The organism is Pseudomonas synxantha (genome assembly GCF_900105675.1).
Taxonomy (GTDB): Bacteria; Pseudomonadota; Gammaproteobacteria; order Pseudomonadales; family Pseudomonadaceae; genus Aquipseudomonas; species Aquipseudomonas synxantha.
On sequence record NZ_LT629786.1, the window covers coordinates 536,348 to 551,102 of the forward strand.

Annotated in this window: 11 protein-coding genes, 2 tRNA genes and 3 rRNA genes; 12 read left to right on the plus strand and 4 right to left on the minus strand. The window is 55.1% G+C overall.

The window, feature by feature from the left end; translation table 11 throughout:
- Positions 1–21 precede the first annotated feature (21 nt).
- The 6 genes from BLU48_RS02580 to BLU48_RS02605 all read left to right on the plus strand — a co-directional run bounded on the left by BLU48_RS02580 (position 22) and on the right by BLU48_RS02605 (position 6,973).
- A 16S ribosomal RNA gene (locus BLU48_RS02580) occupies positions 22–1,558 on the plus strand.
- A gap of 122 nt (positions 1,559–1,680) precedes the next feature.
- Positions 1,681–1,757 (plus strand) — tRNA-Ile (locus BLU48_RS02585).
- Positions 1,758–1,767: 10 nt separating this feature from the next.
- Positions 1,768–1,843: transfer RNA gene (locus BLU48_RS02590), tRNA-Ala, on the plus strand.
- Between the two features lie 237 nt (positions 1,844–2,080).
- Positions 2,081–4,972: ribosomal RNA gene (locus BLU48_RS02595) — 23S ribosomal RNA — on the plus strand.
- A 157-nt stretch (positions 4,973–5,129) separates the two neighbouring features.
- Positions 5,130–5,245 (plus strand): 5S ribosomal RNA (gene rrf / locus BLU48_RS02600).
- The 16S, 23S and 5S rRNA genes sit together here with 2 tRNA genes alongside, the layout of an rRNA operon.
- A gap of 354 nt (positions 5,246–5,599) precedes the next feature.
- Positions 5,600–6,973, plus strand: a complete 1,374-nt coding sequence (locus BLU48_RS02605; RefSeq protein WP_057025508.1) for an MFS transporter — start codon at positions 5,600–5,602, stop codon at positions 6,971–6,973.
- Between the two features lie 59 nt (positions 6,974–7,032).
- Here BLU48_RS02605 and BLU48_RS02610 read toward each other — a convergent pair whose 3' ends face one another.
- The 4 genes from BLU48_RS02610 to flgA all read right to left on the minus strand — a co-directional run bounded on the left by BLU48_RS02610 (position 7,033) and on the right by flgA (position 9,627).
- Positions 7,033–7,782, minus strand: coding sequence for a flagellar brake protein (locus BLU48_RS02610; protein ID WP_057025509.1), 750 nt, complete (start codon positions 7,780–7,782; stop codon positions 7,033–7,035).
- Positions 7,783–7,878: 96 nt separating this feature from the next.
- Positions 7,879–8,349, minus strand: coding sequence for a flagella synthesis protein FlgN (locus tag BLU48_RS02615; protein WP_057014683.1), 471 nt, complete (start codon positions 8,347–8,349; stop codon positions 7,879–7,881).
- Positions 8,350–8,397: 48 nt separating this feature from the next.
- Positions 8,398–8,721, minus strand: coding sequence for a flagellar biosynthesis anti-sigma factor FlgM (gene flgM / locus BLU48_RS02620; protein ID WP_046069175.1), 324 nt, complete (start codon positions 8,719–8,721; stop codon positions 8,398–8,400).
- Between the two features lie 141 nt (positions 8,722–8,862).
- Positions 8,863–9,627 carry a flagellar basal body P-ring formation chaperone FlgA gene (gene flgA / locus BLU48_RS02625; protein ID WP_057025540.1) on the minus strand — a complete coding sequence of 255 codons (765 nt, stop codon included), beginning with the start codon at positions 9,625–9,627 and terminating at the stop codon, positions 8,863–8,865.
- Positions 9,628–9,700: 73 nt separating this feature from the next.
- Here flgA and BLU48_RS02630 point away from each other — a divergent pair, with 73 nt between their 5' ends.
- The 6 genes from BLU48_RS02630 to flgE all read left to right on the plus strand — a co-directional run bounded on the left by BLU48_RS02630 (position 9,701) and on the right by flgE (position 14,744).
- Positions 9,701–10,633 (plus strand): chemotaxis protein CheV, encoded by a 933-nt coding sequence (locus tag BLU48_RS02630; protein WP_046069174.1) that lies wholly within the window; start codon positions 9,701–9,703, stop codon positions 10,631–10,633.
- 43 nt (positions 10,634–10,676) lie between these two features.
- Complete coding sequence (gene cheR, locus BLU48_RS02635; protein ID WP_057025510.1) at positions 10,677–11,504, plus strand: protein-glutamate O-methyltransferase CheR; 828 nt, start codon at positions 10,677–10,679, stop codon at positions 11,502–11,504.
- A gap of 302 nt (positions 11,505–11,806) precedes the next feature.
- Positions 11,807–12,214, plus strand: coding sequence for a flagellar basal body rod protein FlgB (flgB, locus tag BLU48_RS02640; RefSeq protein WP_046069172.1), 408 nt, complete (start codon positions 11,807–11,809; stop codon positions 12,212–12,214).
- Between the two features lie 3 nt (positions 12,215–12,217).
- Positions 12,218–12,661, plus strand: a complete 444-nt coding sequence (gene flgC, locus BLU48_RS02645) for a flagellar basal body rod protein FlgC (protein ID WP_057025511.1) — start codon at positions 12,218–12,220, stop codon at positions 12,659–12,661.
- Between the two features lie 16 nt (positions 12,662–12,677).
- Positions 12,678–13,397 (plus strand): flagellar hook assembly protein FlgD, encoded by a 720-nt coding sequence (gene flgD, locus BLU48_RS02650; RefSeq protein ID WP_057025512.1) that lies wholly within the window; start codon positions 12,678–12,680, stop codon positions 13,395–13,397.
- A 30-nt stretch (positions 13,398–13,427) separates the two neighbouring features.
- Positions 13,428–14,744: a flagellar hook protein FlgE gene (flgE, locus tag BLU48_RS02655; RefSeq protein WP_057025513.1), complete on the plus strand. Its 1,317-nt coding sequence runs from the start codon at positions 13,428–13,430 to the stop codon at positions 14,742–14,744.
- The last annotated feature ends 11 nt before the right edge of the window (positions 14,745–14,755 follow it).

The window sequence follows — 14,755 nt, forward strand, 5'->3', positions numbered from 1 at the left end:
CTTAAAAACCCAAAGATGTTTGAACTGAAGAGTTTGATCATGGCTCAGATTGAACGCTGGCGGCAGGCCTAACACATGCAAGTCGAGCGGTAGAGAGAAGCTTGCTTCTCTTGAGAGCGGCGGACGGGTGAGTAATGCCTAGGAATCTGCCTGGTAGTGGGGGATAACGTTCGGAAACGGACGCTAATACCGCATACGTCCTACGGGAGAAAGCAGGGGACCTTCGGGCCTTGCGCTATCAGATGAGCCTAGGTCGGATTAGCTAGTTGGTGGGGTAATGGCTCACCAAGGCGACGATCCGTAACTGGTCTGAGAGGATGATCAGTCACACTGGAACTGAGACACGGTCCAGACTCCTACGGGAGGCAGCAGTGGGGAATATTGGACAATGGGCGAAAGCCTGATCCAGCCATGCCGCGTGTGTGAAGAAGGTCTTCGGATTGTAAAGCACTTTAAGTTGGGAGGAAGGGTTGTAGATTAATACTCTGCAATTTTGACGTTACCGACAGAATAAGCACCGGCTAACTCTGTGCCAGCAGCCGCGGTAATACAGAGGGTGCAAGCGTTAATCGGAATTACTGGGCGTAAAGCGCGCGTAGGTGGTTTGTTAAGTTGGATGTGAAATCCCCGGGCTCAACCTGGGAACTGCATTCAAAACTGACTGACTAGAGTATGGTAGAGGGTGGTGGAATTTCCTGTGTAGCGGTGAAATGCGTAGATATAGGAAGGAACACCAGTGGCGAAGGCGACCACCTGGACTAATACTGACACTGAGGTGCGAAAGCGTGGGGAGCAAACAGGATTAGATACCCTGGTAGTCCACGCCGTAAACGATGTCAACTAGCCGTTGGGAGCCTTGAGCTCTTAGTGGCGCAGCTAACGCATTAAGTTGACCGCCTGGGGAGTACGGCCGCAAGGTTAAAACTCAAATGAATTGACGGGGGCCCGCACAAGCGGTGGAGCATGTGGTTTAATTCGAAGCAACGCGAAGAACCTTACCAGGCCTTGACATCCAATGAACTTTCTAGAGATAGATTGGTGCCTTCGGGAACATTGAGACAGGTGCTGCATGGCTGTCGTCAGCTCGTGTCGTGAGATGTTGGGTTAAGTCCCGTAACGAGCGCAACCCTTGTCCTTAGTTACCAGCACGTAATGGTGGGCACTCTAAGGAGACTGCCGGTGACAAACCGGAGGAAGGTGGGGATGACGTCAAGTCATCATGGCCCTTACGGCCTGGGCTACACACGTGCTACAATGGTCGGTACAGAGGGTTGCCAAGCCGCGAGGTGGAGCTAATCCCAGAAAACCGATCGTAGTCCGGATCGCAGTCTGCAACTCGACTGCGTGAAGTCGGAATCGCTAGTAATCGCGAATCAGAATGTCGCGGTGAATACGTTCCCGGGCCTTGTACACACCGCCCGTCACACCATGGGAGTGGGTTGCACCAGAAGTAGCTAGTCTAACCTTCGGGAGGACGGTTACCACGGTGTGATTCATGACTGGGGTGAAGTCGTAACAAGGTAGCCGTAGGGGAACCTGCGGCTGGATCACCTCCTTAATCGACGACATCAGCTGCTCCATAAGTTCCCACACGAATTGCTTGATTCATTGAAGAAGACGATAGAAGCAGCTTTAAGCTCCAAGCTGATAGCTCTTAGCTAATCAGTTGCGCTCGAAATTGGGTCTGTAGCTCAGTTGGTTAGAGCGCACCCCTGATAAGGGTGAGGTCGGCAGTTCGAATCTGCCCAGACCCACCAATTTTGTTATGGGGCCATAGCTCAGCTGGGAGAGCGCCTGCCTTGCACGCAGGAGGTCAACGGTTCGATCCCGTTTGGCTCCACCATTAACTGCTTCTGCTGTTAGAGTTTAGAAATGAATATTCTGAAACGAATATTGATTTCTAGTCTTTGATTAGATCGTTCTTTAAAAATTTGGGTATGTGATAGAAAGATAGACTGAACGTTACTTTCACTGGTAACGGATCAGGCTAAGGTAAAATTTGTGAGTTCTCTTAATTGAGAAATTCGAATTTTCGGCGAATGTCGTCTTCACAGTATAACCAGATTGCTTGGGGTTATATGGTCAAGTGAAGAAGCGCATACGGTGGATGCCTTGGCAGTCAGAGGCGATGAAAGACGTGGTAGCCTGCGAAAAGCTTCGGGGAGTCGGCAAACAGACTTTGATCCGGAGATGTCTGAATGGGGGAACCCAGCCATCATAAGATGGTTATCTTGTACTGAATACATAGGTGCAAGAGGCGAACCAGGGGAACTGAAACATCTAAGTACCCTGAGGAAAAGAAATCAACCGAGATTCCCTTAGTAGTGGCGAGCGAACGGGGACTAGCCCTTAAGTGGCTTTGAGATTAGCGGAACGCTCTGGAAAGTGCGGCCATAGTGGGTGATAGCCCTGTACGCGAAAATCTCTTAGTCATGAAATCGAGTAGGACGGAGCACGAGAAACTTTGTCTGAATATGGGGGGACCATCCTCCAAGGCTAAATACTACTGACTGACCGATAGTGAACTAGTACCGTGAGGGAAAGGCGAAAAGAACCCCGGAGAGGGGAGTGAAATAGATCCTGAAACCGTATGCGTACAAGCAGTGGGAGCCCACTTTGTTGGGTGACTGCGTACCTTTTGTATAATGGGTCAGCGACTTATTTTCAGTGGCGAGCTTAACCGAATAGGGGAGGCGTAGCGAAAGCGAGTCTTAATAGGGCGTCTAGTCGCTGGGAATAGACCCGAAACCGGGCGATCTATCCATGGGCAGGTTGAAGGTTGGGTAACACTAACTGGAGGACCGAACCGACTACCGTTGAAAAGTTAGCGGATGACCTGTGGATCGGAGTGAAAGGCTAATCAAGCTCGGAGATAGCTGGTTCTCCTCGAAAGCTATTTAGGTAGCGCCTCATGTATCACTGTAGGGGGTAGAGCACTGTTTCGGCTAGGGGGTCATCCCGACTTACCAAACCGATGCAAACTCCGAATACCTACAAGTGCCGAGCATGGGAGACACACGGCGGGTGCTAACGTCCGTCGTGAAAAGGGAAACAACCCAGACCGTCAGCTAAGGTCCCAAAGTTATGGTTAAGTGGGAAACGATGTGGGAAGGCTTAGACAGCTAGGAGGTTGGCTTAGAAGCAGCCACCCTTTAAAGAAAGCGTAATAGCTCACTAGTCGAGTCGGCCTGCGCGGAAGATGTAACGGGGCTCAAACCATACACCGAAGCTACGGGTATCACGTAAGTGATGCGGTAGAGGAGCGTTCTGTAAGCCTGTGAAGGTGAGTTGAGAAGCTTGCTGGAGGTATCAGAAGTGCGAATGCTGACATGAGTAACGACAATGGGTGTGAAAAACACCCACGCCGAAAGACCAAGGTTTCCTGCGCAACGTTAATCGACGCAGGGTTAGTCGGTCCCTAAGGCGAGGCTGAAAAGCGTAGTCGATGGAAAACAGGTTAATATTCCTGTACTTCTGGTTATTGCGATGGAGGGACGGAGAAGGCTAGGCCAGCTTGGCGTTGGTTGTCCAAGTTTAAGGTGGTAGGCTGGAATCTTAGGTAAATCCGGGATTCTAAGGCCGAGAGCTGATGACGAGTCATCTTTTAGATGACGAAGTGGTTGATGCCATGCTTCCAAGAAAAGCTTCTAAGCTTCAGGTAACCAGGAACCGTACCCCAAACCGACACAGGTGGTTGGGTAGAGAATACCAAGGCGCTTGAGAGAACTCGGGTGAAGGAACTAGGCAAAATGGCACCGTAACTTCGGGAGAAGGTGCGCCGGTGAGGGTGAAGGACTTGCTCCGTAAGCTCATGCCGGTCGAAGATACCAGGCCGCTGCGACTGTTTATTAAAAACACAGCACTCTGCAAACACGAAAGTGGACGTATAGGGTGTGACGCCTGCCCGGTGCCGGAAGGTTAATTGATGGGGTTAGCTAACGCGAAGCTCTTGATCGAAGCCCCGGTAAACGGCGGCCGTAACTATAACGGTCCTAAGGTAGCGAAATTCCTTGTCGGGTAAGTTCCGACCTGCACGAATGGCGTAACGATGGCGGCGCTGTCTCCACCCGAGACTCAGTGAAATTGAAATCGCTGTGAAGATGCAGTGTATCCGCGGCTAGACGGAAAGACCCCGTGAACCTTTACTATAGCTTTGCACTGGACTTTGAATTTGCTTGTGTAGGATAGGTGGGAGGCTTTGAAGCGTGGACGCCAGTCTGCGTGGAGCCAACCTTGAAATACCACCCTGGCAACTTTGAGGTTCTAACTCAGGTCCGTTATCCGGATCGAGGACAGTGTATGGTGGGTAGTTTGACTGGGGCGGTCTCCTCCTAAAGAGTAACGGAGGAGTACGAAGGTGCGCTCAGACCGGTCGGAAATCGGTCGTAGAGTATAAAGGCAAAAGCGCGCTTGACTGCGAGACAGACACGTCGAGCAGGTACGAAAGTAGGTCTTAGTGATCCGGTGGTTCTGTATGGAAGGGCCATCGCTCAACGGATAAAAGGTACTCCGGGGATAACAGGCTGATACCGCCCAAGAGTTCATATCGACGGCGGTGTTTGGCACCTCGATGTCGGCTCATCACATCCTGGGGCTGAAGCCGGTCCCAAGGGTATGGCTGTTCGCCATTTAAAGTGGTACGCGAGCTGGGTTTAGAACGTCGTGAGACAGTTCGGTCCCTATCTGCCGTGGACGTTTGAGATTTGAGAGGGGCTGCTCCTAGTACGAGAGGACCGGAGTGGACGAACCTCTGGTGTTCCGGTTGTCACGCCAGTGGCATTGCCGGGTAGCTATGTTCGGAATAGATAACCGCTGAAAGCATCTAAGCGGGAAACTAGCCTCAAGATGAGATCTCACTGGGACCTTGAGTCCCCTGAAGGGCCGTCGAAGACTACGACGTTGATAGGTTGGGTGTGTAAGCGCTGTGAGGCGTTGAGCTAACCAATACTAATTGCCCGTGAGGCTTGACCATATAACACCCAAGCAATTTGACTACTCTAACGAGCATCAGATTGCGGTGTGTGAAGACGAAATGAACCGAAAGTTCGACGCTCACAAAGCACCGACAGCTGTCACATACCCAATTTGCTGAAGCGAGGCCAGCTGGTCACGACTCAGTACCCGAATTTCTTGACGACCATAGAGCATTGGAACCACCTGATCCCATCCCGAACTCAGTAGTGAAACGATGCATCGCCGATGGTAGTGTGGGGTTTCCCCATGTGAGAGTAGGTCATCGTCAAGATTAAATTCCGAAACCCCAATTGCGAAAGCAGTTGGGGTTTTGTTTTGGGCGCTCGGAAATGCCACCCGCTGCTTGTTCCATATCCCTTATTGGTCCTCCTCTCCTCTGCGCTGCACTATTGATACTTTTTGCAATGCTGCCCAAGTTCAGTCGAACCTTGCAGCGGTTCGGGGTTCACAGCAGGTGCGTCATGTATTTATCTCTATGGTGTACCTGCAGGCACCGGTGCAGCGTCTGAGCTCTTATGCAAAATAATCCCCGGAAACAGGCAATACCGCCTGTCCGGACCCGCCCACCCCGGACTATCATGCCGATAGCCCTGTCTCTCACTGCAAGGAGCCGCTCGGAACGCCGATGCGCCAGATCTGGAAATCTTTTCGAGCCCTTTATTTCGCTTCCTTGATGATGCTGATTGGCTCCGGCCTGCTCAGTACTTATCTAGCCTTGCGCCTTGCGGCAGACAATGTCGACAGCCTGTGGGTCGGTGCGCTGATGGCCGCCAACTATTTTGGCTTGGTCCTGGGTGGCAAGATCGGCCACCGCCTGATTGCCCGGGTCGGGCATATTCGTGCCTACGCCACCTGCGCTGGGATCGTCGGCGCAGCGGTGCTGGGCCACGGTTTGATCGATTGGTTGCCTGCCTGGATCGTGCTGCGGATGATCGTAGGCCTGGGCATGATGTGCCAGTACATGGTCATTGAAAGTTGGCTCAATGAGCAGGCGGATGCCAAACAGCGCGGCGTAGTGTTCAGTGGCTACATGATCGCGTCTTATCTTGGGCTGGTGCTGGGCCAGTTGATCCTGGTCATGCACCCTCATCTTGGGCTCGAGCTGTTGATGCTGGTCGCGTTGTGCTTTGCCCTGTGCCTGGTGCCGGTAGCCATGACCCGACGTATTCACCCGGCACCATTGCACCCGGCGCCGATGGAGCCTCGCTTCTTTATCAAGCGTGTACCGCAGTCGCTCAGTACGGTGCTGGGCGCAGGGTTGATCGTGGGCTCGTTCTACGGTTTGGCGCCGCTCTACGCGTCCCAGCAGGGGCTGACGACTGAACAGGTTGGCTTGTTCATGGGTAGCTGTATTTTCGCCGGTTTGCTCGTGCAGTGGCCTCTGGGCTGGTTGTCGGACCGCTATGACCGAGCACTGCTGATTCGCTGCTTTGCCTTGTGCCTGGCGATAACGGCGTTGCCGCTGGCGATCATGGCTCAGGTGCCCTTGGAAGTGCTGTTCGTGACGGGGTTCTTTTGTTCGCTGGTGCAGTTCTGTCTGTACCCGTTGGCTGTGGCCTTTTCCAACGACCACGTCGAAGGTGACCGCCGGGTTTCGTTGACGGCCATGCTGCTGGTGACCTATGGCATAGGCGCGAGCGTTGGCCCACTGTTGGCAGGTGTCGTCATGAAGCTATTCGGCAGCCAGATGCTCTACGCGTTTTTCAGCCTCTGTGCGTTGATCCTGGTGTGGCGAATCCGACCGAAAGCAGTAACCAATCTGCATCAGGTCGACGACGCGCCGTTGCATCACGTGGCGATGCCCGACAGCATGTCCAGTTCGCCATTGGTTGCTGCGCTGGACCCGCGGGTGGATGAGCAGGTGGTGCAGGAGCAGATGCAAGTCAGCGTTCCTGATCCAGAGCCTGAACCCGCAACGGATGAGCCGGCTAATGAAGAGCCGCAAGAGCACCCAGACCCGGACGAACATCCTCATGACTTGAGCAGGGCGCGACCCTGAACGAAAAACGGGCAGATCCCGCCAGGATCTGCCCGTTTTTTTGCTTCAGCGTTTAGAGCTTAAAAATCGTCGTCTTTGTCGAAGCGCCGAGCCTCGCGCTGCAACTGATACACAAAGCGCTCCACTTGGCGTTGCACCAAGCCACTCATGTTGTGGAAGCGCACTCCAGCGAACGTAATGTTGATCTTGTCTTCGAAGTGCAGGTAGCGCAATTCTACGGCGGTGGTCATGCTGCCGAAGGGCAGGGCGGCGACAAAACGGTCGTAGACCTGGCCCAGCTGCAGGCGCTCGGAGATGTCGCCTTCAAAGCGAAGCTTGCAGCCGGTGGCGGAGATATCCAGCAACTTACCGTTGACCGGGGCCTTGAGTTTCTCGCCACCCAACTCGATATTCACCAATTGCGCCAGTTTCAATGCGGCACGAAAAGCATTGCGGCGCTGATGGTAGACCACCTCTGCGGGCATGTTGCCGCTGTAGATGCGGTGGCCGTCCTTTTCGCTGAGGCTCAGTGTGCCATTGCTTTCCCAGGCAATCCGCACACCATCGTGAAAACCTTCGATACGAAAGGGCTCGCCATTCTCCAGGTAGCGTTCACCGTCACGGGGAATCATTTCGTCCAGGACCAACGTGGTGCTGTCGCGGGAAACGTCTACCAGATAGCTTTGAAAGCGTTGGCTGCGCTCGTGGAAGGTGATGATCAAAGGATCATGGCTATCTTGGAGCATCCGCAAAGTGCTGGCGATTTCCAGAGGCGTGGTGAGGACCTTCGGTGGCTGCGGGGCATCTTCCGCATTAAGGGCGTTGAACACGGTTCTTCCATCTCCAGGCAAAATACGACTACACGCAAGAACCGGCATTTTGCCAGTATGTAGCGCACTTTGGATAGGTCGCGCTGTAAACCGGCGTCAGGCTTGGCTGCGGGTGCTTGGCTTGACCAGACGCGAGGTGGAGCCTTGTGCGTTGTACAGTGCTGGAGGTTCGCCGCCATGGAGTATGCGTAACTGATTGGCGGTCGTGGCTTGCTGAAGCTGGATCGACTGGCCGTTTAGCAGGTTGGCTTCCTGGCACTGGGCGAGCAATTGGTTGAGTTCCTTGCTTTGCGACAGCAACTGGTCACCTACCGAAGAGTGACTGGCCAATTGCGCGAGGCCATCATGATCGGCAGGCAGGCCCAGGCTGATCAGAATCTCGCTGCGCTTCTTGCCGTGCTGTTCGAGCAGCACTATCAGTGACTGTTTGCGCGCCAGGATTTCTTCCAGCAAGCGCATATCCCGGCCGTACAAGGCCAGGGACTCTTCTTTGAGCAGCTCGAGCAATTGCTGCGTCGGCGCCAGATCATCAATGATCAGTTGAAGCAAATGTTCGTCGTGGTGCATGGCTGGCCTTGGGTTTTAAGCGTCCAAAAGCCCTGCGCAGGCCTTTGCCTAGCGCTCGGCTTCGAAGTTGAGCAGCTTGCTGGCGACACGGTTGCTGTCGACTTTATAGCTGCCATCGGCGATGGCCTGTTTCAACTCGGCCACGCGGGCTTTGTTGACAACCGGCTGGTCGCGCAGCGAGTCAGTGACCTTCTGCAACTGTTGAGCCTCATTGCTCAGGTGAACCGATTCCCCACTCTGGCTGACGCTGGCCTGTTCTGCCTTGGCGGGCAGGGGCTGTGGCTTGGCTTCTACGCTGTCCTTGGCACCGCTGGTGCGCGTACTGCCTGGCAAAGCCGGGGCGTTATTCAAACGACTGAAATCAATGACCATGTTGAAAAAACCTCTGGGTATTTGGACGCTTGCCATGTTTTCGGCCATACCCAAACAAACTTTAGGCGCGAATGACAATAAATCTCCACACGGAACTTCTCGTGCACAGTGTAGGAAAACCCAGCGTCCTCTACCAGTGTTCTATAAAGCGACCTCGACTTGCCCGGGGGCGGTCACGCGCGCCTTGATGACGCGGTTGGAGTTGAGATTCTTGACACGGATCTGTTCGCTCATGCCGCCGTTGGACAGCGCTTCACCCGGCATTCTTACATTCAACCCGCCGCTGCTGGCGGAAATCACCACCTGGTCACCTTTGCGAATCACTTCGGCCTGTTCCAGGTGAACCAATGTGATGACTTGATCGGTGACCATTGGTCGGGTGAGCCGCTGCCCAATAGCCTGGTCCACTGAGGTCAGATAGCCCTGGTTGATCTGGCTGATGTCCCGTTCACGCAGGGCCACATCCTCAAAGCTAATAATACCGGTGCGTTTCAGCGGCCGCGCAACGACAACCACATCACGGAACAGCTTGACCTGCGCAGGCACGAATACTGTCCACGGCGAGGCACCTTCACAACGTACTTTCACCGTGACCCGGCCAATGGGTTGAGAGGGGCTTTCCAGGGTGGCTGTCAATTCCCTGTCGCACATGGGCATGCGCAAACGCGGGTCCAACTGATTGACTTGGATTTCATAACGCCCCGGCGTCTGTGTGGTTGCCAGATAATCTTCTACAGTGAACTCAAGAAACCCTTGGGTGACGCCGATAAGTACATCAGGCAGGGTAACGTTGTCGGCACGGGTCGCAGCATTGAGCCCCAAGGCAAGCAACGCCATCGAGGCGCAGAGCAATCTGCGATAGCGTTGGCAGCCAAAGTGTCGGGAAACTGTCGTTTTAATATCCATGAACAACAAATAGCAAAGCTCGTGCCGTTTAGTGTTGGGTACGCTTCGTACCCCTAGTTTTAGGAGTCTGGGCATGGCAGGTGTAATGGATTCAGTAAACCAGCGCACACAGCTGGTAGGGCAGAATCGCCTGGAGTTGTTGCTTTTCCGCCTGGACGGCAAGCAGTTGTATGGCATCAACGTGTTTAAAGTGCGTGAAGTGCTGCAATGCCCCAAGTTGACGATCATGCCCAAGTCCAATCCGGTCGTGTGTGGCGTGGCCAACATCCGTGGCGCGACTATTCCGATTCTCGACCTGGCATTGGCCACGGGGTCCTCAGGTTTGCAAGACCGCCAGAGTCCCTTCGTGATCATTACCGAGTACAACACCAAGACCCAGGGGTTCCTGGTGCGCTCGGTGGAACGTATCGTCAATATGAACTGGGAAGAAATCCACCCGCCGCCCAAGGGCACCGGGCGCGATCACTACCTGACGGCGGTGACGCGGGTCGATAACCAGTTGGTGGAAATCATCGACGTGGAGAAAATCCTCGCCGAAGTAGCGCCGACCTCGGAAACCATCTCCGTAGGTGTGGTGGATGCCGAGACCGCGCATAAGGCCGTGTCTTTGCGCGTACTGACCGTGGACGACTCTTCAGTGGCGCGCAAGCAGGTCACGCGTTGTCTGCAAACTGTCGGTGTGGACGTAGTGGCGCTCAATGACGGTCGCCAGGCCCTGGACTACCTGCGCAAGCTGGTGGACGAAGGCAAGAAGCCAGAAGAAGAATTCTTGATGATGATTTCCGACATCGAGATGCCGGAAATGGACGGATACACCCTTACGGCCGAGATACGCAACGATCCACGCATGCAAAAATTGCATATCATCCTGCATACTTCGTTGTCGGGGGTATTCAATCAGGCAATGGTCAAGAAGGTCGGTGCTGATGACTTCCTGGCCAAATTCCGTCCTGATGACCTCGCATCCCGGGTAGTCGACCGGATCAAGGCAGCAGATCACAGCTGAGGGATTCTCCCCTGGCGGTCACACGATTTAAGAGGCGGTACCATTGTCTACGGGTAATTTGGATTTCGAACAGTTCCGGGTCTTCCTGGAAAAAGCCTGTGGCATATTTTTCGGTGAAAACAAGCAATATCTGGTATCCAGCCGTCTCAACAAGCTGATGGAACAGCAGGGCATCAAGTCCCTGGGTGAGTTGGTCCAGCGGATCCAGACGCAGCCGCGCAGCGGGCTCAAGGAAATGGTGGTCGATGCCATGACCACCAACGAAACCTTATGGTTTCGCGATACCTACCCCTTTGAAGTGCTCAAGAACAAAGTGCTGCCGGAGGCGATCAAGGCCAGCCCGGGCCAGCGCTTGCGTATCTGGTCGGCGGCGTGCTCTTCGGGGCAGGAACCGTACTCGATCTCGATGTCCATCGACGAGTTCGAACGGACCAATATGGGCCAGTTGAAAGCAGGCGCGCAAATTGTCGCAACGGATCTGTCCGGCACCATGCTCACCAACTGCAAGACCGGTGAGTACGACAGCCTGGCGCTGGGCCGCGGCCTGTCCCAGGAGCGCCTGCAACGATACTTCGACCCCAAGGGGGCGGGGCGCTGGGCGATCAAGGCACCGATCAAGAACCGCGTGGAATTCCGCTCGTTCAACCTGCTCGACAGCTACGCCAGCCTGGGCAAGTTCGACATGGTGTTCTGCCGCAACGTGCTGATCTATTTCTCGGCTGAAGTGAAGAAAGACATCCTGTTACGCATCCACGGCACGCTCAAGCGCGGCGGGTATCTGTTCCTTGGTGCTTCCGAAGCCTTGAACGGCCTGCCGGATCACTACCAGATGGTGCAGTGCAGCCCGGGAATCATCTACCAGGCCAAGTAAGTCAATGTGGGAGTGTGGGAGGGGGCTTGCTCCCGATAGCAGTGTGTCAGTGATAGATTTATCAACTGAACCACCGCCATCGGGGGCAAGCCCCCTTTCACCTTTGTATTGCGGCAAAATAAATCAAAGTGGCAATGCCCATTGCCGCTTTACTGGCGCCATGCGGAAATCACTTGCCGCTTTTCTGGCATTGCCGCCGGCAATCTCCCCGCAAACCCCTAATATACGGGGGTTCACAAGATTGGCATGTACCTTGCTATAACCCTGCTAACGAACAGCAGGTCAGCCTAAAGGTCTCCGCCATGAGCATCAGCTTCGATAAAGCGCTCGGTATCCACGAACAAGCCCTGGGCTTCCGCGCCCAGCGTGCCGAAGTCCTGGCCAACAACATTGCCAACGCCGATACCCCGAACTACAAGGCTCGGGACCTGGACTTCTCCGCCGTGCTCGCTGCCCAGCAGGACAAGACCAAGAACGGCACCTTCGCCTTGAACATGACCAACAACCGTCATATCGAAGCGCAGGGCCTGGGCAATGCTGACGAGTCGCTGCTGTATCGCACGCCGATGCAGCCGTCGATCGACCAGAACACCGTCGACGCCCAACTGGAGCAATCGAATTACGCCGAGAACTCGGTGAACTTCCAGGCCAGCTTCACCCTGCTCAACAGTAAATTCAAAGGGCTGATGTCAGCCCTGCGTGGAGAGTAAGCCATGTCCCTGTCCAGTGTTTTCAATATTGCCGGCAGTGGCATGAGCGCGCAAACCACGCGCTTGAACACCGTCGCCAGTAACATCGCCAACGCCGAGACCGTGTCTTCGAGCATTGACCAAACTTACCGCGCGCGTCACCCGGTGTTTGCCACCATGTTCCAGGCTAGTCAGAGCGGCGGCAGTGATTCGTTGTTCCAGGACCAGGACGCAGCCGGCTCCGGTGTGCAGGTGCTGGGTGTAGTCGAAGACCAGAGCAACCTTGAGGCCCGTTACGAGCCGAACCATCCCGCCGCGAACGAAAAGGGTTACGTCTACTACCCCAACGTCAACGTGGTCGAGGAGATGGCTGACATGATTTCCGCCAGCCGTTCATTCCAGACCAACGCGGAAATGATGAACACCGCCAAAGCCATGATGCAGAAGGTCTTGACCCTGGGTCAGTGATAAGGGGCGCCAAATAATGGCCATCGTTGATACGTCTAACAACACGGCAGTCCAGGACCTGTTCAATTCCAAGGTCAAGGATGCTTCGAACAATGTAGCGAATGTTTCCAAAGCCGCGACCGGCAGCCAGTCGCTGGGCAAGGATGCATTCCTGCAGTTGCTGGTCACCCAGCTGAAAAACCAGAACCCGCTGTCGCCCCAGGACAACGGCGCGTTCGTGGCCCAGCTTGCACAGTTCAGCAGCCTTGAAGGCATCAACACCCTCAACGACTCGGTGAATAACATCTCCAGCAACTTCAGCTCCTCGCAAGCGCTGCAGGCTTCGTCGCTGGTGGGGCGGTCGATCATTATCCAGACCGACAAAGCCATGGTTGATACCAGCAAGAGCATGAACGGTTCGGTGGAGGTGCCATCGGCGGTGGGTAACATTTCCGTCAAGATCACCGACAAGGACGGCAACGTCGTGCGCACCGTGGATATGGGCGCGCAGAGTGCCGGCAGCCAGAGCTTTATCTGGGATGGCAAGAATGAGAAGGGCGAAATCGCCCCAGCCGGCACCTACACCTTCAATGCCTCCACCAAGAACGACAAGGGTGATGCGGTGGCCCTGGCCACCTCACTGCCGGCCACGGTAACCAGCGTGACCCTGAGCAAGACCGGCGGCGAAATGCTGCTCAACCTTGCAGGCGGCATGGGCAGCGTCAAGCTGTCGCAAATTCAGACTATCGGTACATAGAGCCGGCTAGATACGGCAGAGGGAGAGAACATGTCTTTTAATATCGGCCTTAGCGGCCTCTATGCGGCCAACAAACAACTGGACGTGACCGGCAACAACATCGCCAACGTCGCGACCACTGGCTTCAAGTCATCCCGTGCGGAATTCGCCGATATCTACGCGGCCTCCAAGCTGGGTACTGGCCAGAATACTATCGGCAACGGTGTGAACCTGGCGGCGGTGTCCCAGCAGTTCACCCAGGGCGACGTCAACGGCGGTGGCGGCATCCTCGACATGGCGATCCAGGGTGGTGGTTTCTTCGTGCAGAAGGGTAGCGACGGCTCGTTGGAATACACCCGTAGCGGTGCTTTCCGTGCGGACAAGGACGGCTACATCACCAACAACACCGGCACTTCGCGTCTACAGGGCTACGCTGCGGACGAGAATGGCAAGATAACCAAGGGTGGCCTGGTGGACCTGCAACTGAACCTGGCGAATCTGCCACCGAAGGCGTCCACCAAGGTGGATTCGGCCAGCAACCTCAACTCCTCGTCCCCGGTGATCGACCAGACCAAGAATCCGTTTGATCCGAGCAAGTCCGAAACATTCACTACGCAATACAGCACTACGTTGTACGACTCTCAGGGTAACGCCCACCCGATGGTGCAGTACGTGGTGAAAACCGATGCCAACCAGTGGCAGTCCTACACCTTGATTGACGGCCGCAACCCTGATGGTTCGGCTCCTACCGGTACCGGTGCTGACGTGAAGGCGCCTGTGCCCTCGACTCTGAGTTTCGATGGTGCCGGTAATCTCAAGAGCATCGTGACCGGTGGTGTTGCCGGCAACACCTTGACCATCAAGGATTGGGTACCTGGCACAGTCACCGATGGAGTCTGGAAGGCCAACGATGCGACAGCGAACAAGGACGGCATTGCTATCAACATGGGCAACGTCACTCAGTACAACTCCGCCAGCTACCGCAACCCGCCAATCACTGACGGTTATGCCACTGGCCAGATCACCGGCCTGAAAATCGACGGCAGCGGTGTATTGTTCGCAACCTTCAGCAACCAGCAGAGCAAGGCCATCGGCCAGATTTCCCTGGCCAGCTTCAACAACGAGCAAGGCCTGCAGCCGGCTGGCGGTACGGCTTGGAAAGAGACCTTCGCATCGGGCCAGCCGGGTTACGACGCGCCGGAATCTGGTACCCTGGGTTCGATCAAGGGCTCCTCTCTGGAAGCCTCCAACGTCAACCTGACCAACGAGCTGGTGGACCTGATCAAGGCCCAGAGCAATTACCAGGCGAACGCCAAGACCATCTCCACCCAAAGCACCATCATGCAGACCATCATTCAGATGACCTGATACCGTCGCTC

Bases quoted from the DNA above. Each gene is read 5' to 3' on its own strand.
- BLU48_RS02605 (WP_057025508.1), top strand. From the start codon at position 5,600: ATGCGCCAGATCTGGAAATCTTTTCGAGCCCTTTATTTCGCTTCCTTG.
- flgA (WP_057025540.1), bottom strand. From the start codon at position 9,627: ATGGATATTAAAACGACAGTTTCCCGACACTTTGGCTGCCAACGCTAT.
- BLU48_RS02630 (WP_046069174.1), top strand. From the start codon at position 9,701: ATGGCAGGTGTAATGGATTCAGTAAACCAGCGCACACAGCTGGTAGGG.
- flgB (WP_046069172.1), top strand. From the start codon at position 11,807: ATGAGCATCAGCTTCGATAAAGCGCTCGGTATCCACGAACAAGCCCTG.
- flgE (WP_057025513.1), top strand. From the start codon at position 13,428: ATGTCTTTTAATATCGGCCTTAGCGGCCTCTATGCGGCCAACAAACAA.
- flgC (WP_057025511.1), top strand. From the start codon at position 12,218: ATGTCCCTGTCCAGTGTTTTCAATATTGCCGGCAGTGGCATGAGCGCG.
- BLU48_RS02615 (WP_057014683.1), bottom strand. From the start codon at position 8,349: ATGCACCACGACGAACATTTGCTTCAACTGATCATTGATGATCTGGCG.
- flgM (WP_046069175.1), bottom strand. From the start codon at position 8,721: ATGGTCATTGATTTCAGTCGTTTGAATAACGCCCCGGCTTTGCCAGGC.
- flgD (WP_057025512.1), top strand. From the start codon at position 12,678: ATGGCCATCGTTGATACGTCTAACAACACGGCAGTCCAGGACCTGTTC.